The following is an 18297-nucleotide window of genomic DNA, read 5'->3' as shown; positions in this document are numbered from 1 at the left end:
CACGCTTCCACCGCGCCAGACCCGACCTCACCCCCGCCGATGTCCCCCGCTGGACCCCGCCACGCTGACGGCCGCCAGGGCGGCATGCGCGAACCGGCACAGTACGGGCTCCTGGCCCTCCCGTGCGCAGGAGCGTGCTGCGTCCCTCACGTGGCAGTGGGCCCACCCGAGCGGGCCCACCCGCCCTCGCACTGCGTCGAAGGCCTCAGGGGTGCGAGTGGGCGTCATGGGCGAGGAGGGCAAGCTGCACGCGGTTGTCCAGCTCGAGCCTGGCCAGGGCATGGGAGAGGTGGGCCTTGACCGTGCCGACGGACAGGTGGAGGCGGGTGGCGATCTCGGTGTTGGACAGGCCTTCGGCCACACACGCGGCGACCTCGCGCTCTCGCTCGGTGAGCAGCGCCATCTGCTGAGCGGCGTGACGAGCCCGCCGGCCCGGGCCGCTCGCCGCGTGCTCCACGAGGACGCGCGCGGCGGACGGGGACAGTGCGGGCTCGCCGCGCGCGGCCCGTCGTACGGCCTCGACGATCTCCTCCGGCACGGCATGCTTGACGAGGAACCCGGCGGCGCCCGCGCGTACCGCCTCCAGTACCAGAGCGTGCTCGTCGAAGGTGGTCAGCACGATCACCCGCGGGGCCCGGGGATCGCTGTCCCCGAGCGCGCGGGTGGCGTCGAGGCCGTCCATCACCGGCATCCGGATGTCCATGAGGACCACGTCCGGTCGGTGCTCGCGGACGGCGGCGATCACCTGGGCACCGTCCGCGGCCTCCCCGACGACCTCGATGCCCTCCGCTCCGCGCAGCATCAGCCTCAACCCGGTGCGCACCAAGGGATCGTCGTCGGCCAGCAGCACACGGATCACGGCATCACCCCGGGGGCCACGGTAGCCGGGTCCGCAGTGTGAAGGTGCCGCCGGTGGCGGTGTGTTCAAGGGTGCCTCCATCCAGTCGCACGCGCTCGGCGAGCCCGGCCAGGCCGACGCCGGTGCCCGGGATCGCTCCGTCGTGGTCCGGCGAAGCGGGCAGTGTGTTGCGGATCTCCAGCGTCAGGCCGTCGCCCGGGGCTCCGGTGAGACGCACGGTGACGGGGACGCCGGGGGCGTGCTTACGAGCGTTCGTCAGACCCTCCTGAGCCACACGGTAGACCGTGCGGTGCAGTTGAGGGCGCAGTCCGCCGACCTCCTCGGCGGTCAGCTCGGTGAGGAGGCGCACTGGCTGTCCGGCGGCGGAGGCCTCCGCCACGAGGACGGCCAGATCCTCGATCCGGGGGAGCAACGACACCTGTTCGCCGTCCTCCTCCGCGTGCAGCAGGCGGAGCACCTCCTGCAGCTCCGCCACGGCCTCGTGCGCGTTCCCTCTGATCACTTCGGCGCTCTCGGCGACCTCGACGCCGCCGAGTGCGGGGCCAACGCCCGCTTGTGCCTGCCGGGTGCGGTAGGCGAGCGCGCCGGCGTGCACCGAGAGCAGGGAGATGCGGTGCGCCAGTACGTCGTGCATCTCACGGGCGATCGCCCGGCGTTCACCGCGGCGGGCGTCGGCGAGCCGCCGGCCGTGCTCGGTCCGGGCCCGCTCGGCGTCCGCGCGCAGCCGCTCCACGAGCAACCGCCTGGAGCGCAGTGCGTTGCCGCAAGCGAACGCGGTCAGGACATAGGCCAGTGAGAAGGCGGTGTCGAACCACACGTTGTCGTTCCCCCGGGACAACAGCGGACCGGACGGCACCGTGAACGCCACGTACGCAACCAGTGTCAGCAACGCCTGCCGCCAGCGTGCCCGGAGCGCCAGGTTGGCGACGATCACCGCGCCCGCGGGCAGGGCGCTGCTCGCCAATGCCACAGCGGGCAGGCCGATCAGGGCCACGGCACGGGGTGAGGAGCGCCGCCACCACAGCGCGAGGCAGGCTACGAGCCCGAGCAGGGGGTCCAGCTCCAGGACCCACCCCGGCAGGCCGCCCTCCGCCTTCACCGCGCCGAGAACGACCATGCCGAGGAACACGGACGCGCAGAAGAGCGTCACGTCCACGGCCCAGTCACGCGAGGTGCGCCGAGCCGGTGGGGCGGGGCCGAGGCCGTTCGTCATGGCAGGAGGGTATGCGGGGGGCGGCAGGCGCACCATCGGCCAACCGGCTCAACTCGCTTGGCCGTTCGGCCCGGGACCCTCCCTCCGCGTGGACCATCGACGAATGGCGGCGTCCCCGGCAGCGCCGCAGGCTGATCTCACCGGGACACCGGGACGCGGCGACGCGGGGATACGGGGATACGGGAGGACGAGATGGGTGAAACGCAGCTCAGTCGGGCGCGGTTTCTGCAGGTCGCGGGGGTTGCCGCGGCAGGCGCGGCTCTGCCCGCACGGCACACCGCGGCCGTGCGGCCGCTGACGGAGGACACGGCGCCGGGTGGCGGAGTGCGGCATCGCGGAGTCGTGTACGAGGTGGGTGAGGGGGAGACGCCGGCGACAGCGTGGAACGCGACACGAGTCCGGGCCGATCTGCGGGTCGTTCGCCGCCAGTTGCACGCCGACACAGTGAAGATCACCGGTGACGGGATCGAGCGCCTCACCCGCACCGCGGCCGAGGCCGCCGAGAACGGTCTGCGCGTGTGGCTGGAGCCGACCCTGGGTGACGTGCCTGCCCGGGACATCCTCGAACACCTGGCGGAGACGGGCCGGTTCGCCGAACGACTGCGTAAGCAGGGGCTGTCGGTGCACCTGAACGTGGGCTGTGAGTTCATGCTGTACGTACCCGGCATCGTGCCCGGCGCCACCGCGGCCGAACGGATCGAGAACCTGCTCCGCGGCACCTACGACCCGATGGCGACCGCCCGACGGCTACGCCGCTTCACAGCACGGGCCGCCGCCGTCGGCCGCTCCGTGTTCCGCGGACCCCTGTCCTACGGCGCCGCACAGGACGAGGACGTGGACTGGAGCCTTTTCGACCTGGTGTGCATCGACTACTACGGCTACTTCCCCGACCATGCCGGCCACGTCCGCGAACTGCACGAGTACCAGCGGCACGGCAAACCGCTCGCGATCACGGAGTTCGGCGCCTGCACCTTCGAGGGTGCGCCACGCCTGGGAGGCATGGCCTGGGACGTCGTCGACTACGAGAAGACGCCACCGCGGGTGAGGAAGGGCCTGGTACGCAGCGAGCGTACTCAGGCCGCCTACCTGACCGACGTGTTCCGGGTCTTCGAGTCGATGAACCTGTACGCGGCCATGGCCTACACCCTCGTCACCCCGGATGCCCCGCACCGCCGCGAGCAGCGGCTCGATCTGGACATGGCGAGCTACAGCCTGGTGAAGGCGATCCGGGACCGTCCGGACGATCCGGACTCCGACTGGCACTGGGAGCCCAAGGCGTCCTTCCACGCCCTCGCCCGTGAATACGCCAACCGCCGCCGCACCTGAGGCCTCCGAGTGCGGCGGCCTCCGACCACCAGGTCGGTAGGTGTGCCTTGATGCCCTTCGCCGCGGTGCGCAGGTCCCTCGGATGCGCGTGCTACAGCCAGCCGTCGCAGTGCACTGGCCACGGACGCCCCCTCGCGCCGAACATACGACGTTCTCGGCGCCCACGCGGAGGACCCTCGCCGATGACACCGCTCGGCCACCGCAACACCCAACCGCAGGTTCGCCGCGCTCCTTTCGGACCCGCCGGACGAAGCCGCGCGAGGCACGGTTTCGGCGCCGCCGGATCCGCGAGCAAGGGATCGCATCAGGAGCCGGCGGCACAAGCGGTGTTCTCAGTAACGGAATTGGCTCTGCAGGGTGGAGTTGCCGCTCAGCGTCTCGTCGGACGTCTCCCCGATCGTCTGGGCGGCCTGGTCGGTGACGATCAGCGGCCACTGGGTCTCGACGATGAACAGCAGGCCGTCCGTCTCGAACGGCGTCTGGTCACCATTGGTGCCAGCCTCCCAGGCATCCGTGCCAGGGCCGTGCGGGTTCATCGAGTTGACTATCGCCACCATGCCGTCCACGTAGCCGTCCGCGGCTGCACCGAGGCCGGCGGTGACATGCTTCGCCTGCTCGATGACGCCGACGAGCTCGGCATTCACGTTGCGGTGGTAGTACGGCGGGCGGAAGGCGTCCGTCACGACCCACTCCGGCGGAACGGCACAGAAGTCGATGGCGTTCACACCCGGTGTCGCGGTCGTCGACGTCAGCGCCGTCAGCAGCGAGGGGTCGCGGTGGTCGAAGTTGACCGATGCCATCACCTGGAAGTCGCGAAGGTTGTAGACGTAAGGGACGCTGTTGCCGTGCCAGGCCACCACGTCCAGCGGCGAGTGGTCGTATGTCGACGTCCAGAGGTTTCCGGCCACCTTGTGGATTACCTCGAACGGCCCCTCCGAGTCGTCGTAGGCCGCGGTCGGCGCCCGGAAGTCACGCGGGTTGGCCATACCGCTCTGGCCGACGAAGCCCAGCTCCGGGAGGGAGAACGGCGTACCGAAGTTCTCGAACACGTAGCCGCGCACGAACCCGGTGCCGTCCTCGTCGCCGGGCGCGCCGATGATCTCGACCCTGAACTTCATGGACCGAGGGATCAAGGCAACGTGGCCGGGTTCCACGGCCAGCAGGCCGAGTTCGGTGTGGATGAGCAGACCGCCGCGCTCGGGCACGATCAACAGCTGGCCGTCGGCCGTGCTGAACACCCGGTCCGTCATCGACACGTCGGCTGTGTAGAGGTGGACCGCCACGCCGTTGCGCTGCAGGGGGTCGCCGTTGCCAGCGAGCGTCCACAGACCCGCGACGAAGTCGGTTCCGCGGGCGGGAGCAGGCCGCGGCGCCCAGTACAGCGAGTGCGGATCCACCACGGGTGTGTTCGTGAAGGGCGGGGTCAGCAGCGTCCCGTTGTCCATGCGCTTGAGGCGCGGACGCACGACGGACGGACGGATGCGGTACTGCCAGGTACGGCGGGTGTTCGGACGGGTCTCGGTGAACGCCGTCTCGGACAGCAACTCCGTGTAAAGACCGTGGGGTGGGCGCTGAGGGCTGTTGATCCGGAGCGGCAGCGCCCCGGCCAGGGCCTCACTGCTGTGCTCGTTGCCGAAGCCGGTGGAGTACGTCAGTGAAGCGGCTCGCTTGCGGGCACGCTCGCGTACGGCTGCCTCAGCCGCGTCCTGCTCGATGTTGGTCGTCATGGTCAGGCCCTTCTCCGTTGAAAGACTGCTCGCCACAGCCGACTCTCCGATGGAGCATGCGGCGCCGCTCTCCGACCTCGGAGAGCAGGGTGACGAACAACTGATAATTCTCTATCAGTCTGTGTCGCACTATACAAGTGATAGACGGCTATCAGGCATGCATTGCTATACCGCGGCGACCTCGGGCGCCCTGTCCGTCCATGCGTGGAGCACCATGGAGAGTCAACTGATGACTGCTTGTTATGATTTGTCAGCATTGAGCTGAGTCCGACCCCACCGCCCGCGCACTCTCCCCTCATCCGCCGACGGTCTGTCGACCGCGCGCAAGGCGGGCTCTCGGCGCTTCACCGTGCGAGTGAATGCCCGCATGGCTGAAATCGGCCATATGGGCTGATTACGAGTACCAGCCTGCACGACCCCGCCGACGCCTGAGCTCATGTCGGTTACGTCAGGCGGTCACGTGCCACGGCAGGAAAAAGCCGCCCGGTGCGTAAGCACCGGGCGGCTGCCGCCGTTCAAGGGCGTCAATCACCTGTGGCGAAAGGGATCCACAACGGCTTCTGCCGGCGGAAGAGGGCCTGCGGATGTAAGTTGCAGCGATTCCATGACAAGCCTCAGATAACGCTGCCAGCCCTCGCTTTCCGAATCCAGCGTGGGCACCACGCTCAAGAGCATGAGAATAATCCGCAGCGTGTCCTTCTCGGGGTCCAGATCAGGTCGAAAAAGGCCCTGTCGCTGCCCTTCTCTCATGATCCGGTTGACCGGCTCCACAAAAGACGACTGGATAATGTCCAGTGTCATCCCGGCCGGGTGAGTCACTCCGGCGCGGGCCGCGGCCCTCAGAGCGGCGTCGAAGGCGACGCGAACCCCTTCTCTCGGGTCCGGCTCGTTCACCGCCTTCACCAGGGCTGGAGCCAAGTCTGTGGCGAAGAGGTCCCAGACGACGCCGCGCAGCAGGTCTTCTCGCGTGGGAAAGCGACGATAGACAGTTGCCACCCCGATCCCGGCCACTCTGGCGATCTCTACTGCGGATGCCTGTGGGTTCTGCCGGAGCGCCTCACGAGCGGCGTCCAGAATGCGGCGGGTATTCCGAGCGGCATCTCCACGCGCTTTGGGTCGACCTGTGCCAGTACTTTTCGACTTCTCCATTTCCCCGGGCATGTGCGAGAGGTTATCAGAGGCCGCATGATCCGGCGCCGCCGGCATCTGGACATGCGTACCGCCGTAGGAGACAAGCGGCGCCCCTGGGCCACTCCCTTCGGGCGCGGCGGGACGTCCCGGTGACGAAAGTCGCTCAGGATACTGGCACCGGCCCCCTCCCGGCATTTCCGCGGTGCATCCCTTCATCTCCCTTCCGTATGCGCCTGGGCCGTACGGACTGGGCCGTTGTCGCGCGGGAGGCGACCGCTCGGAGCACACCGACGGGCCGTGCGCATGCCGGGTCGCCGCCATGCACCGCGCCGGAGGTGTCGTGCAGCCTCGGATGACGACCACGGGGCGCCTGCCCGGACGACCGGTCGCGAGGCGGCCTCGCGCGCCGCGCCGGTACGGGACCCGCTCTGCCGGCGATCCCGGCCACCCAACAGCCAGCAAGCGATAGCCGCCTATCACTTGCCTATGGGTCAAACTAACTGATAGACACCTATCGGTAAGTCCGGGCACAGCGGTGCGGGTCGACGTCGGCCTCGCTCGGCCGCAGCCCCGGATCAACGATGGTGGAGGACCTCTGGCCCTGCCACGCATCACCGGAGGAGCCACATTGAGTAATCTGCGCATCGCTGTGCTGGACGACTATCAGCGTGTAGCCAGGAATTACGCCGACTGGGATTCCCTTGACTCGCACGTGGAGTTCTTCCACCACGCGTTTCCCGATGCCGACGCAGTGGTCTCAGCACTGACCGATTTCGATGTGGTGGTGGCGATGCGGGAGCGCACCCGCTTCCCCGCCGACGTCCTGAGCCGCCTCGAACGGCTCAAGCTGCTCGTCACTACGGCGCCGGCGAACGCCGCCATCGATGTCCCCGCCGCGAACGCCCAGGGCGTCGTCGTCTGCGGTACCGGATACCCCGACGTCGCCGCCACCTCGGAACTGACATGGGGGCTGATCCTCGCCGCAGTGAGGAATCTGCCGACCGAGACCCGGCAGGTGCGCGAGGGCGGATGGCAGGTGACCGTCGGCACGCGGCTGGAAGGCAAGACGCTGGGCCTGCTGGGCCTCGGCCGGCTCGGTGCCCGTGTGGCCAAGGTGGCCCAGGCGTTCGGTATGGAGACTATCGCCTGGAGCCGGAACCTCACGGCCGAGAAGGCCGCGGCGCACGGCGTGACCGCGGTGAGCAAGGAGGAACTGTTCACGCGTTCCGACGTCGTGTCCGTGCACCTGGTCCTCAGCGAGCGCACGCGCCACCTGATCGGTGCGGCCGAACTCTCGTCCATGAAGCCCACCTCCGTGCTGGTCAACACGTCGCGTGGCCCGATCGTCGACGAGGACGCCCTGGTCCACGCCCTACGGGAGGGCGTGATCGCAGGAGCGGCTCTCGACGTGTTCGAGACCGAGCCGCTTCCGGCGCAGCACCCATTCAGGACGCTCGACAACGCCACGGTGACCCCGCACATCGGATATGTGACCGACGGCAATTACAAGGTCTTCTACGAAGAGGCCGTCGAGGACATCGCGGCGTTCATCGCCGGTGAGCCCATCCGCATCGTCAAGTAGACAACACATTCCGGGAAGGTGCTTTCATGACTGACAGGCACGAGGTGACCGAGGTTCTCGCACGCTACGTGCGTGCGCTCGAAGAGCGTGACGCCAAGGCCGTCGCGACGTTGTTCGCACCGGACGGCGTGTTCGAGATCGTGAGCCGGTACGGCCGCGAGGACTACACGACCCGGGCCACCGTGGTCGGCCGCGACAAGATCCAGACCCTGATGGGGAGCGGTGTACTGCCCCCCGGCCGTGGCGCGCACTACCTCACCACCGACCACATCGTGGAGATCGACGGAGACGAGGCGCGTATGGACGCCCAGTTCCTGACGATCGAGTCCAACGCCGACAGCACGTCCGAGCAGGGCTGGACACTGGGAGCGGCCATGCTGCAGGGAACGCTGGCGCTCACCATGGTCGGCCACTACGCATCCGCACTGCGCCGGATCGACGGGCACTGGATGCTGACCTCGCATCGCGTGAAGCACAACCTCCCCCTGGCCGTTCCGCCGGCCAAGTAGCCGCCCCACTGACCGCACCAGAGATTCTCACTCGTCACTCGTCACTCGAAAAGCAGGAAAGAATATGGCTGTCTGGGAAGTTGCCCGGCTCACGGTTGCCGAGGGCGCGGAAGACGACTTCGAATCCACTGTGCGGTCGCACGTTCCGCTTCTACGCGACGCCGAGGGCTGTCTCGACGTGAGGCTGCTCCGAGGCGTCGACCGGGAGGGGACGTTCCTGCTCCTCCTCCAGTGGCTCTCCGTCGATCACCACATCGAGTACACGAAGACGGAGGACTTCGCCGAGTTCGCCGGTGCGGTGGGCCCCTTCTTCGCCACGCCTCCCGACACCTTCCACGCCGGCACCGTCATCGAAGGTCTGTGAGCAAGATGCTGGAAACGCACTACGGGGTGGAGATATGAGCGACTCCGGCTTCGCCGCTTGCGAACCGCTCAGCGGAACCTTCCTGGACGGCCCCTTCATCGGTCTGGGATATCGCACGCCTACCCGCGAGGGTGTCACCGATGAGCACGGGGCCTTCCTCTACCGGCCCGGCGAGACGGTGACCTTCTCCATCGGCAACCTCGTCATCGGGAGCGCGGCCGCGGCCACGCATCTGACGCTGGCCAGTCTGGGAGACGGTGGAACCGCGGGGGGCCCCGATGTCACCCGCCCGGACACGGTCAACCGAGCTCGATTCGTCCAGAGTCTGGGACGTGAACTCGACCTCCGCGACGGAGTGGTGATCGACCAGCGCATCCGGGACGTCGTCGACGCACACGCGGACGGCATCTCCTTCGACCGCGACATCGAGTCCTTCGAGCAGGCGGACTCCGTCCGCGCGGTCTTCAGCGAGAACCGGCTCCGCTTCCGCGGGGCCGCCGAGGCCCGCAATCACGTGCGGCGCGCCCTCGCGGGCATCAAGGTGATGCGGGACGTGCGGATCCCCGTCCGCGACGGGAGCTACCTCCTCGCGGACGTGTTCCGGCCCATCGAAGCGGGCAACTACCCAACCCTGCTCCGGCTGTCGGTCTACGGCCGGGCGTTCCAGGTGGGATCGATCCTCAGCGACGCCGACCACCAGGCGAGCGAGGAGCGGGAGGCCGCCTGGCACGAGCAGAGCCGAAACGCTATCTTCGCCTATTTCCGTCACTCGGAAACCGCCGTCAGCGCGAACGCCAGCGAGTGGGTACCGCGCGGATACGTCGTCGTGCGCGTGGACGGCCGCGGCGTGGGCCGAACGCCCGGGACCGCGAGTCCCTTCTCGGTGCAGGAGTCCTTCGACTACTACGACGCCATCGAGTGGGCCGCCGAGCAGCCGTGGAGCGACGGCAAGGTCGGCCTCTACGGCGGCTCGTACAACGCGACCGTCCAGTGGAACGTGGCATCCTTGCGTCCGCCGTCCCTCAAGGCCATCGCCCCGCTCGCCTCGGACTCGGACGCCTACCGGGACCTGGCGTATCCGGGCGGCATCCTCCTGTACGACTACCGCAAGTGGTGGTGGACGGAGATGGTGGGCGGTGCGAAGAACCCCGGGTCCGACGCCGTCGACTTCGTCGGCGGACTGGTCGACCACCCGTGGGACGACGACTACTACCGCGGGGTCGGACTCCAGTCGGCCGACTTCTCCAGCATCGACATCCCGGTGCTCACTGCGGTGAGCCAGACCGCGCAGATCCATGGACGGGCCGGCTTCGAGGCTTTCGCGCAAGTGAAGTCCGCCAAGAAGCAATTGCTGGTCTGGGACGCCGAGTACTCGCACCACATGTACCTGGACAGCCGGGCCGACATCGAGGCGTTCTTCGACCGGCATCTCAAAGGGCTCGAGCCCGACCGCGAGCCGTCGCCGGTGCGCATGGTCATCCGTACCGGCGACGGGGGAGCGCAGTGGCGAGACGCGGCCGACTGGCCCGTCCCCGGCACGGAGTACCGGAAGCTCTTCCTCGACGCCAGCGGCGAAGGCGCTCCCGGTGGCGTCGCCGACGAGCCGCCCGCGCGGATCTCGGCCGCCGAGTACTCCTCTGACGTCCGCGCGTCGGCACCGAACCTGCCGATGGCCGTGTTCGAGACAGCCCCCTTCGACACGGACCTCGAACTCGCGGGCCACTTCCGGGCGACCCTGTGGTTGGCCTCCACGTCGTCGGACGCGGATCTCTTCGTCTCCCTGCGTGTCCTGGACGGTGACCGGGAGGTTCCCTACGGGACCCACGAGCCCAACCCTCTCGCGCCCCTGACCTGGGGCTGCCTGAAGGTCTCGCGCAGGGCGCTCGATCCCGGACGCAGCACCGAGGAACGCCCATGGCACACGCACCGGCGCGAGGACGCTCAGCCGCTTGCTCCGGGCGATGTCGTGAAAGTGGAAGTGGAGCTGCTGCCGGCTACCGCTCGCATTCCGGCGGGGCGCCGGCTGCGCATCGAGATCTCCCCGGCGGAGAAGGAGGGATCCGTCTCCGCATGGGCACGCGCCTATGACGAGTCCTACCACCGTGGCGCCGTCAACCGCATTTTCACGGGCGGGCCGCTGCCCAGCTCAGTCACCCTGCCGGTGATTCCCCGCCAGGCCGACTACTGATCTTTTCGTAAGTTCGGTGGGTGTGTGGGTGTGTGGGTGTGTGGGTGTGTGGGTGGGAGGCTGTCGGGGTGACCTATCGACCTTCCTCTTCGGTTGCCGGCTCCTGCCTTCCTCCTTTGTCGCGGCCTCAGTTGGCAAAGGCGCGTCGTGTTCGGGCAGTCGAGTTGTTCGAGGGCGGCGCCTCGAATGCGAAGATCGCGAGGGCAGTGGGGGTGTGTGCCGAGAGTGTGCGGCGTTGGCGGCGGGTGTGGGAGCAAGACGGCGCCCCGGGCCTGGGATGACGGGCAACCACCGGACGTCCACCCAAGCTGGACGACAGCCAGGTCGAGATGGTCCGGGCCGCGTTGGAGCAAGGTGCCCAGGCGCATGGTTTCGAGGCCGACCTGTGGACCCTGGAACGAGTCGGTGCGGTCGTCACCCGGGCAAGGACCCGGAGCGGGCGGCACAGCGCGCACAGCAGCTGGCTGCGGTCGATGACGACTGGGACTACCCGTGGCCGCTGACGCACTCCCGCTGCCACCACTCACACCTTGGCCCCAGCGCCCCGAGCACGGATGCGCTCGCCTCCTCGTTGCCGGAGCCGTCCTCGCTCACGCAGCTCGTCCACCTTCGAGGCCGGTCGGCGGTGCCCGCCGTACCTATCCAGTATCTGAGCGGCGAGCGTCGTCCAGGACGTCACGCAGTGCCCAGTAGGCAGGTTTCGCCTCGTACGTCGCGTCCCAGGGAAGAGCGTTTCCCAGACTCGGGGGATAGTGTCGCAGGTCAGCCGTGGAGCCGTACTTGTCGGTGAAACCCCAGGTCGAGAACGAGGTGCAGTTGGGTTCCTCGCCGCAGACGGCGAGTTTCCCCGCTAGTTGGCGGGCCTGGACGTCCTCTTCGTCCTCGTCGACGAGGACGTCCGCCTCCGAGACCCGGGCCTTCAGGCCGAGCCGGGCCAAGGCCCGGACCTTGCGTCGGAAGACCTCGGGGTCGGTACGGTCACCGACGGCGTATTCGTGGTTCTGGAAACCGACGCCACCGATCGGAACGCCCCGCTCCTTCAGCCGGATCAGCAGCGCGTGGAGGGCATCCCAGCGTGGACCGTCCTCCTCCACCCCGTACTCGTTGAGGTACAGCACCGCGTGGGGGCCAGCCTCGCGGGCGGCATGGAAGGCTACGTCGATGTACTGCTCACCCATCGCTTCGAACCACAACTGTGGCCGCACGCCCCGGTTGCCGTTGGAGTAGTCCTCGTCCTCGTCGGACATGGGCTCGTTCACCACGTCCCATTCCGCCACCTTCCCCCGGAAGTGGCCCGCTACCGCGCGTATGTGCTCCACCATGACGCGCCTGCGTTGCTCGTGCGTCATCTCGGCACGCATCCATGCGGGCAGGGCTTCGAACCAGACGAGGGTGTGGCCGTGCACCTTCATCCTGTTGGCCTCGGCGAAATCCACCAAGGCATCGCCTTCCGCGAACGCGAAGACGCCGCGTCGAGGTTGGACGAACTGCGGCTTGAAGTCGTTCTCCGGCGTGAGCATGGAGAACTCCTCACCCGCCGTCCGGCGGTAGGCGCTGTCAGTCAGCAAGGGGCCCGCGGCCAGGGCGGTTCCCCAACGGATCGGGCGTGGGAGAGCCGCCGCCACATCACGCATCGCATCGCTGGACCGGGGCACTCGCAGACCAGGCGCGTCCACGACGGACATCCGGCCCCGGCCCAGTGACTGCGCGTGGAGATCTCTGAGGGTCCAGCCCTTCCCGCGGCCTCCCGCGTCCGCACCGAACCAGATGCGGCCGTGGCCGAAGACGTCCCGCGCGGGAACGGTCCCCACGACCCTGCCATCGGCCTCCAGCACAAGCCCGTTCGCGCGGACTTCGACGGCGAGGCGGACTTCGGGCCCCAGGCCGCTCCCGAAGGTCCGGGTCATCGCGGGTCTGTCGGAGTCCCCGTCCCAGCGGTCGATCCGGAGCCTCCCGCCGACCACGCCGATGCGCACGCCGCGCCGTTCGTAGCGCCATTCGTCGTAGATGACCGGCGTCTCACCGTACAGATGCAGGTAGGCATCCGTGTCATTCGCACGCCGCAGGCCGGCTTCGATCCGGACATCCCCTCGGAACACCATGTGAGGACCGCGCAGGTTCACCGGTGGGTTCGGCTGTCCGCCGGTACCGTCCTGACGTGTGACGCGCCGGTCGAGGGGGGTGACCCGTACCCCTGCGTGCGTGGGCTTCGCGCCGGCGAAGTGAGCCCAGTCCCTGCCGTTCAGGAGATCCTCCACAGGTCCCCGCCCGTGCGCGGAGGTGCCGGCACGGTCCCCCGAGACACCAGCGACCAAGGCACACACAACCGCGATGACAGCGCTCTTCCGAAACCGCATGAACAGCAGCGCTCCGTATCCTCAGTCCGTCTTCCGACGGCATCGCCGCCCTCAGCCACACCGTCGCCGAGCACCGTCCTCCCCGGCCGCGGCAAGAACGGTCCCAACCGATCGCGCCGCCCCCGCTGTGACTGATCGTCATTGTCTCAGGTGCGAGTGAGGACCCGTCGGCCGAGGAGCGTCCGGGAACGACGGCCGGAAAGCGGTCGGTGCGTACGGCCTACCTCGCCACCCGTCCGGCAACCGAGGAACAGGCCCGCCAGGAGGACGAGCTGGTCGCCGAGATCCGGCACATCCACGACGCGTCGCGGCGAGCTTTTCGGGTCCGGCGACCCGACGCTCACAGGTCCAGGGCCAGGTCGGTGCCGGCGAGGCTGCCGATATCCCGCTTGACCAGCGACCAGACGCCCTCGGTCGGATTGAGGTCCGGGGCATAAGTGGGCAGCCGGAACACGGTGAGCCATTCGGCGTTCGCATCGATGAACTCGCGCATGCCAGCCGTCAGGTGCAGGCGGACGCTGTCCCGGACCAGCACGATCGGTCCGCCGAGCTGGATGCGAGCGCGGACGAAGAAGTCGCGGAAGTCTCGCCAGCCAAAGTTCTTCGGCTGTCCTTGCGGCCCCGGTACTCGCGGATCGCGTAGATCAGCCGGGACCGCTCGCCCGGCTTGTAGCAAGCCATACCCGCCATCGACACGCGCCCCGAGGCCCGCCCCCTCACCCTCACGACCGGGGTCTGGCCGACCCGGCCCCAGGTCCTGGCGCGCGGCGGAGTCATCGACTGCCCGGTCTCGTCCTCGAAGACGATCCAGGCGTTGCGCTAGGCCGCGGTGCTCTTACCCGGGGCCAGGTCTCCTTCTTCCACACCTCGACCGCGTCGTCATCGCGCTCGATCGCCCGTCGAGTGGGCTGCTGACAGCTCCAGCCGTGCCGCTTCAGCAGCCGCTGTGCAGAAAGCAGCGCTCGGGCTGGATCCGCGGAGTGGAGGGCGGGGTCTCGCCGGTGTACCCGATGTCCCTATCTCTGCTCATGGCCCGTAGACGAGACCCACGCCGCCACTGGCCTCAATCAGCCAGGACAGCGAACCGCTGCCGAAGGGCCAGCCAGTGGTGGCCACCTGCACCCAGCCGCCCGACTCGTCGGTTCCTGCGTGCCACCACCACCAGCTGCGATCGCCTCCCATTCCTCCCTCGGTCGGCTCGAAGTAGTACAACCATCCCGAGAGCGTCCAGGGTCCCTTGTCGGCGGCCGCCCTCTCCTCCGGCGTCATCGCGCGCCATTGACGCAGCCACGACTCCATCTCCAAGGGTTCGCCATCCTCCGATTCCGGGGGCTCGCGCGCACCGCTGGATGAACCAGGCCGCCGCCCGGACCCCGCCTCGGTGCCGACCAGGTCCGCAGCCGGGCGCTGGGCTGGGCCGTGCTCGGCGCCCTCACCGTCCAGGGGGTGCGGCGGCCGCGTACGCGATCGCGGCGGGTGTCCTGCAGCGCCGCAGCCTGGCCGCGTGGGACGAGGCCCGGACGCGGAGGGCGCCCCGCTGGACCACGTCGCCCTGAACGGGACAGCTCACTCGGGCCAGGCGGAGTTCTGGATGACGTCGACGAAGTCGGTGCGGCGGAAGCCCGGGACGAAGTGCTCCAGGACGTCGGCGTTCACCGTGCCGAAGGTGGTGTCCGGGCGGTGCTTGAACCCGTCGGTGAACGCCTGGAGGATCTGCCGCTTGAAGTCGGGACGGGGGTGGGCCGCGGTGACCTCGTCGATCTGGGCCTGCGTGATCCTGCCCAGGTGCAGGCCGAGCACGTCGGTCTCCACGCCCGCCGTGGTGGCGGCGATCTCGGGGGCCAGCTTGTAGGGCACCTCCGGCGTGGTGTGCAGGGCGACGGCCGTCCACACGGTGTCGGCGTCGCCCTCGGAGTACCCGTGGCCCAGCAGGAACGCGCGGGCCTGGTCGGCGCCGTCCATCTCGAAGCGCTGGTCGTCGCTGCGGTACGGGGGCACCAGACCGGTGTCGTGGAACAGCGCGGCCACGTAGAGCAGTTCGGGGTCCGGGGCGACGCCCAGCGCCTGCGCCTGGAGGCTGCCGAACAGGTACACGCGGCGGGAGTGGTGGAAGATCAGGGGCGGGGTCGTCTCCCGGACGAGTTCGGTCGCGGACTGCGCCAGCGCGCTGTCCGGAACGGCCACACCGGCGATCTTTTCGCTCATGACGCTCTCCTCAGGGGGTGCTGAACGGCTGTCTTCGGTGCCTCCACCCTCCCCTCACCGACCGCCCCGGGGCCGCGCCGCGACGGCCAGGAAGCCCACCGAAACGGCCATGGCCGCCGGCCGGTGCGCGACCGTCGGCCTCGGTCCGCGACACGCCGGTCACGGCGGTGGAGCGGGTGTGCGGGAGCCCGTGCCGGTCGTCGCGAAGCGGTGCTGGTACTTGGTCGGGGAGATGCCCAGGTGGCGGGCGAAGGCCCGGCGCAAGCTCTCGTAGCTGGGGAAGCCCGCCCGGGCGGCGGCCTCGGTGGCGTTGTGGCCGGAGTCCAGCAGGGCCTTGGCGATGTCGAAGCGGAGCAGTTCGACGTACTTCATGGGGGTGGTGCCGAGTTCCGTGCGGAACATGCGGGTCAGGTGCCGCGGGCTGACCCGGACGGCCGCGGCGAGGCTGTCCAGGCTGTGCTCCCCCGTCGGGTCCGCCTGCACGGCGTCCTGGACGAGCCGCAGGACGGGCGTGCGCGGGGCCGGTCCCTGCAGCGAGGGCGAGAACTGGGACTGACCGCCGGGGCGTTGCATGTAGACCACCAGCGACCGGGCGACGCGGCGGGTGAGGTCCGGCCCGTGGTCCTCCTCCAGGAGGGCCAGGGCGAGGTCGATGCCCGCGGTGACGCCGGCGGAGGTGTAGGTGGAGCCGTCCTTGACGAAGATCGCGTCCGGTTCGACGCGGGCCCGGGGGTGGCGGCGGGCCAGCAGCGCCGTGTGCTGCCAGTGCGTCGTGGCGCGCCTGCCGTCGATCAGGCCCGCGGCCCCCAGCAGGAAGGCGCCGGTACAGATGGCCGCGACCCGGCCGGCCCGGGAGGCGAGTGCGGCGGTGGCCGCGGTGAGATCGGGCTCGATGGGCTCCTCGGGCAGCCGGTCACCTCCTACCACGAGGAGGGTGTCGAAGGCGGGCGCGTCGGCCACGTCGGCGTCGACCGGAACGCGCATGCCGATCGAGGAGGACACGGGCTTCCCGCCGAGCGAGACGATAGTCAGACGGTAGTCGGCGCCGTACCGGTTGGCCTCGCTGAAGACCTCCGCGGGCCCGGTGAGGTCCAGCATCTTCATGCCGTCGAACGCCAGTACGCCGACGCTGTGTGCCCTGGCCGTCATGTGCTCACCCCGGTGTCGTCCGCTCGCTGCCTCACCTCACATCCTCCTCCCTGTCACCGAAGCCCACCGACGGGCGGGGAGCGCCGGGGTGAGGATGGCCCGGGGCGGTGATCGCCGACGGCGGTGACAGCCCGGTGAGCGTTACTGTCTCGGCATGACCGACACCTCCCTGCGCTCCGTCACGGTCGAGCGCACCAGCACCGGCCACTTCGTCGCGACGAACGCCCGTGGCGGCACGATCGCCTTCGGCACCGCCGCGGGTCCGGACGCGGACACCGAGTTCACCCCGGTCGAACTGCTGCTCGCCGCGCTCGGGGGCTGCACGGCGGTGGACGTGGACGTCGCCACCGGCCGGCACGCCGAGCCGGACGCGTTCCGCGTGACGGTGACCGGCCACAAGATCACCGACGAGCTGGGTAACCGGCTCACCGACCTGCGGGTCTCCTTCCAGGTCTCCTTCCCGGACGGCGAGGGCGCCGAGCGGGCCCGGGCGATCCTGCCGAGGGCGGTGAAGAGTTCCCACGACCGGCTGTGCACGGTCAGCCGCACGGTGGAGACGGGCACCCCGGTCGCCTCGGAGATCGAGGAGGCCTGAACCCCTGCGACCCGGACACCGGCCGTGCGGCCTGACCCCCTGCCACCCTCACCCCGGTCGCCGCGGGCGGGTGACGGATCCCTCACCCGCCCCGCACGGCCGGGGACTGGACCCGCCCCCTCCCCCCGGCCGATCGTGGACGCCATGAGCGATCACCGCAGCGCCCCCGCCGACCAGGCCGGTCCCCCTGGGCCCGGCACCCCCGAAGCCCCCGAGGTGCGCCGCTTCTGGACCCGGCTCGGACTGCCCGGCCTGGTCGACGTGCACACGCACTTCATGCCCGAACGCGTCCTGCGCAAGGTCTGGGACTACTTCGACGCGCTCGGCCCGCTGACCGGCGGCATCGAGTGGCCGATCACCTACCGGGCGGAGGAGGAGCAACGGGCGGCACTGCTGCGGGACTTCGGCGTCCGCGCCTTCACGGCGATGCTCTACCCGCACAAGCCCGGCATGGCCCGCTGGCTGAACGAGTGGGCCGTCGACTTCGCCCGCCGCACCCCCGGCTGCCTGCACACCGCGACCCTGTTCCCCGAGCCGGATGTGCGGGCGTACGTCGGCGAGGCCGTGGAGGCGGGCGCCCGGGTGTTCAAGGCCCACGTGCAGGTGGGCGCCTACGACCCGGCCGACGACCTCCTCGACGGCGCCTGGGGCCTGCTGGCCGAGGCCGGGATCCCGGTAGTGATCCACTGCGGCTCCGGACCGGCCCCCGGCAAGCACACCGGCCCCGAGCCGATCGCCCGCGTCCTGGCCCGCCACCCGCGGCTGCGCCTGATCGTGGCGCACATGGGGATGCCCGAGTACGAGGACTTCCTCGGCCTGGCCGAGCGGTACGAGGAGGTGCGGCTGGATACGACGATGGCGTTCACCGACTTCGCCGAGCGGATGGCCCCGTTCCCCCACCGCGCCCTGCCCCGGCTCACGGACCTCGCCGACCGCGTCCTGCTCGGCACGGACTTCCCCAACATCCCCTACCCCTACCTCCACCAGCTCGAGGCACTGGAACGCCTGGATCTGGGAGACACCTGGCTCAGCGCGGTGTGCCACGACAACGGTGCACGGCTGTTCGGCTGCTGAAGCACCGGGTGCCCGGCG

16 protein-coding genes and 1 pseudogene are annotated in these 18297 nt (G+C 69.5%); 8 read left to right on the top strand and 9 right to left on the bottom strand.

Going from position 1 to position 18297, the window contains the following annotated elements:
* Positions 1-205: 205 nt before the first annotated feature.
* Both ACZ6CZ_RS08275 and ACZ6CZ_RS08270 read right to left on the bottom strand, forming a co-directional pair.
* Entirely contained in the window at positions 206-859 is a 654-nt protein-coding gene (locus tag ACZ6CZ_RS08275; protein WP_469016470.1) for a response regulator, read from the bottom strand.
* Positions 860-863: 4 nt separating this feature from the next.
* Positions 864-2072 carry a sensor histidine kinase gene (locus ACZ6CZ_RS08270; protein ID WP_469016468.1) on the bottom strand — a complete coding sequence of 403 codons (1209 nt, stop codon included), beginning with the start codon at positions 2070-2072 and terminating at the stop codon, positions 864-866.
* Between the two features lie 192 nt (positions 2073-2264).
* Here ACZ6CZ_RS08270 and ACZ6CZ_RS08265 point away from each other — a divergent pair, with 192 nt between their 5' ends.
* A complete protein-coding gene (locus ACZ6CZ_RS08265) occupies positions 2265-3398 on the top strand; it encodes an abortive phage infection protein (RefSeq protein ID WP_469016465.1) in 1134 nt (377 codons plus the stop codon).
* Between the two features lie 332 nt (positions 3399-3730).
* On the opposite strand, the gene ACZ6CZ_RS08260 is transcribed toward ACZ6CZ_RS08265, so the two are convergent.
* Positions 3731-5125, bottom strand: coding sequence for a homogentisate 1,2-dioxygenase (locus ACZ6CZ_RS08260; protein ID WP_469016463.1), 1395 nt, complete (start codon positions 5123-5125; stop codon positions 3731-3733).
* Positions 5126-5653: 528 nt separating this feature from the next.
* Positions 5654-6286: a TetR/AcrR family transcriptional regulator gene (locus ACZ6CZ_RS08255; protein ID WP_469016461.1), complete on the bottom strand. Its 633-nt coding sequence runs from the start codon at positions 6284-6286 to the stop codon at positions 5654-5656.
* 607 nt (positions 6287-6893) lie between these two features.
* Here ACZ6CZ_RS08255 and ACZ6CZ_RS08250 point away from each other — a divergent pair.
* From ACZ6CZ_RS08250 to ACZ6CZ_RS08230, 5 genes are all read left to right on the top strand, one after another.
* Positions 6894-7838, top strand: a complete 945-nt coding sequence (locus tag ACZ6CZ_RS08250; RefSeq protein WP_469016605.1) for a D-2-hydroxyacid dehydrogenase family protein — start codon at positions 6894-6896, stop codon at positions 7836-7838.
* 26 nt (positions 7839-7864) lie between these two features.
* Positions 7865-8347, top strand: coding sequence for a nuclear transport factor 2 family protein (locus ACZ6CZ_RS08245; RefSeq protein ID WP_469016458.1), 483 nt, complete (start codon positions 7865-7867; stop codon positions 8345-8347).
* Between the two features lie 64 nt (positions 8348-8411).
* Positions 8412-8711 (top strand): antibiotic biosynthesis monooxygenase family protein, encoded by a 300-nt coding sequence (locus ACZ6CZ_RS08240; protein WP_469016456.1) that lies wholly within the window; start codon positions 8412-8414, stop codon positions 8709-8711.
* A 34-nt stretch (positions 8712-8745) separates the two neighbouring features.
* Positions 8746-10899, top strand: coding sequence for a CocE/NonD family hydrolase (locus tag ACZ6CZ_RS08235; protein WP_469016454.1), 2154 nt, complete (start codon positions 8746-8748; stop codon positions 10897-10899).
* Positions 10900-10919: 20 nt separating this feature from the next.
* Positions 10920-11180, top strand: coding sequence for a helix-turn-helix domain-containing protein (locus tag ACZ6CZ_RS08230; protein WP_469016451.1), 261 nt, complete (start codon positions 10920-10922; stop codon positions 11178-11180).
* Between the two features lie 357 nt (positions 11181-11537).
* On the opposite strand, the gene ACZ6CZ_RS08225 is transcribed toward ACZ6CZ_RS08230, so the two are convergent.
* The 5 genes and pseudogenes from ACZ6CZ_RS08225 to ACZ6CZ_RS08205 form a co-directional block, all read right to left on the bottom strand.
* Positions 11538-13157 (bottom strand): endo-1,4-beta-xylanase, encoded by a 1620-nt coding sequence (locus ACZ6CZ_RS08225; RefSeq protein ID WP_469016448.1) that lies wholly within the window; start codon positions 13155-13157, stop codon positions 11538-11540.
* Between the two features lie 454 nt (positions 13158-13611).
* A pseudogene (locus ACZ6CZ_RS08220) lies at positions 13612-14200 on the bottom strand (transposase); the annotation flags it as partial.
* A gap of 82 nt (positions 14201-14282) precedes the next feature.
* The gene (locus ACZ6CZ_RS08215) at positions 14283-14561 is read right to left on the bottom strand and encodes a hypothetical protein (RefSeq protein WP_469016445.1); all 279 of its coding nucleotides are present in this window, start codon (positions 14559-14561) and stop codon (positions 14283-14285) included.
* A gap of 261 nt (positions 14562-14822) precedes the next feature.
* Positions 14823-15461, bottom strand: a complete 639-nt coding sequence (locus ACZ6CZ_RS08210) for an HD domain-containing protein (RefSeq protein WP_469016442.1) — start codon at positions 15459-15461, stop codon at positions 14823-14825.
* A 159-nt stretch (positions 15462-15620) separates the two neighbouring features.
* A complete protein-coding gene (locus tag ACZ6CZ_RS08205; RefSeq protein WP_469016439.1) occupies positions 15621-16610 on the bottom strand; it encodes a GlxA family transcriptional regulator in 990 nt (329 codons plus the stop codon).
* A gap of 154 nt (positions 16611-16764) precedes the next feature.
* On the opposite strand from ACZ6CZ_RS08205, the gene ACZ6CZ_RS08200 reads away from it, so the two are divergent.
* Positions 16765-17205 (top strand): OsmC family protein, encoded by a 441-nt coding sequence (locus tag ACZ6CZ_RS08200; protein ID WP_469016437.1) that lies wholly within the window; start codon positions 16765-16767, stop codon positions 17203-17205.
* A gap of 144 nt (positions 17206-17349) precedes the next feature.
* Positions 17350-18279 (top strand): amidohydrolase family protein, encoded by a 930-nt coding sequence (locus tag ACZ6CZ_RS08195; protein ID WP_469016435.1) that lies wholly within the window; start codon positions 17350-17352, stop codon positions 18277-18279.
* Positions 18280-18297 lie beyond the last annotated feature (18 nt).

It is taken from the genome of Streptomyces sp. NPDC041135, from assembly GCF_055592085.1.
Note: the sequence above shows the minus strand (reverse complement) of the source record. Positions and strands in the feature narration are given on the sequence as shown.

Excerpts from the sequence above, each read along its gene's own strand:
- ACZ6CZ_RS08270 (WP_469016468.1), bottom strand. The coding sequence starts at position 2,072 with ATGACGAACGGCCTCGGCCCCGCCCCACCGGCTCGGCGCACCTCGCGT.
- ACZ6CZ_RS08265 (WP_469016465.1), top strand. The coding sequence starts at position 2,265 with ATGGGTGAAACGCAGCTCAGTCGGGCGCGGTTTCTGCAGGTCGCGGGG.
- ACZ6CZ_RS08260 (WP_469016463.1), bottom strand. The coding sequence starts at position 5,125 with ATGACGACCAACATCGAGCAGGACGCGGCTGAGGCAGCCGTACGCGAG.
- ACZ6CZ_RS08255 (WP_469016461.1), bottom strand. The coding sequence starts at position 6,286 with ATGCCCGGGGAAATGGAGAAGTCGAAAAGTACTGGCACAGGTCGACCC.
- ACZ6CZ_RS08245 (WP_469016458.1), top strand. The coding sequence starts at position 7,865 with ATGACTGACAGGCACGAGGTGACCGAGGTTCTCGCACGCTACGTGCGT.
- ACZ6CZ_RS08240 (WP_469016456.1), top strand. The coding sequence starts at position 8,412 with ATGGCTGTCTGGGAAGTTGCCCGGCTCACGGTTGCCGAGGGCGCGGAA.
- ACZ6CZ_RS08235 (WP_469016454.1), top strand. The coding sequence starts at position 8,746 with ATGAGCGACTCCGGCTTCGCCGCTTGCGAACCGCTCAGCGGAACCTTC.
- ACZ6CZ_RS08210 (WP_469016442.1), bottom strand. The coding sequence starts at position 15,461 with ATGAGCGAAAAGATCGCCGGTGTGGCCGTTCCGGACAGCGCGCTGGCG.
- ACZ6CZ_RS08205 (WP_469016439.1), bottom strand. The coding sequence starts at position 16,610 with ATGACGGCCAGGGCACACAGCGTCGGCGTACTGGCGTTCGACGGCATG.
- ACZ6CZ_RS08200 (WP_469016437.1), top strand. The coding sequence starts at position 16,765 with ATGACCGACACCTCCCTGCGCTCCGTCACGGTCGAGCGCACCAGCACC.
- ACZ6CZ_RS08195 (WP_469016435.1), top strand. The coding sequence starts at position 17,350 with ATGAGCGATCACCGCAGCGCCCCCGCCGACCAGGCCGGTCCCCCTGGG.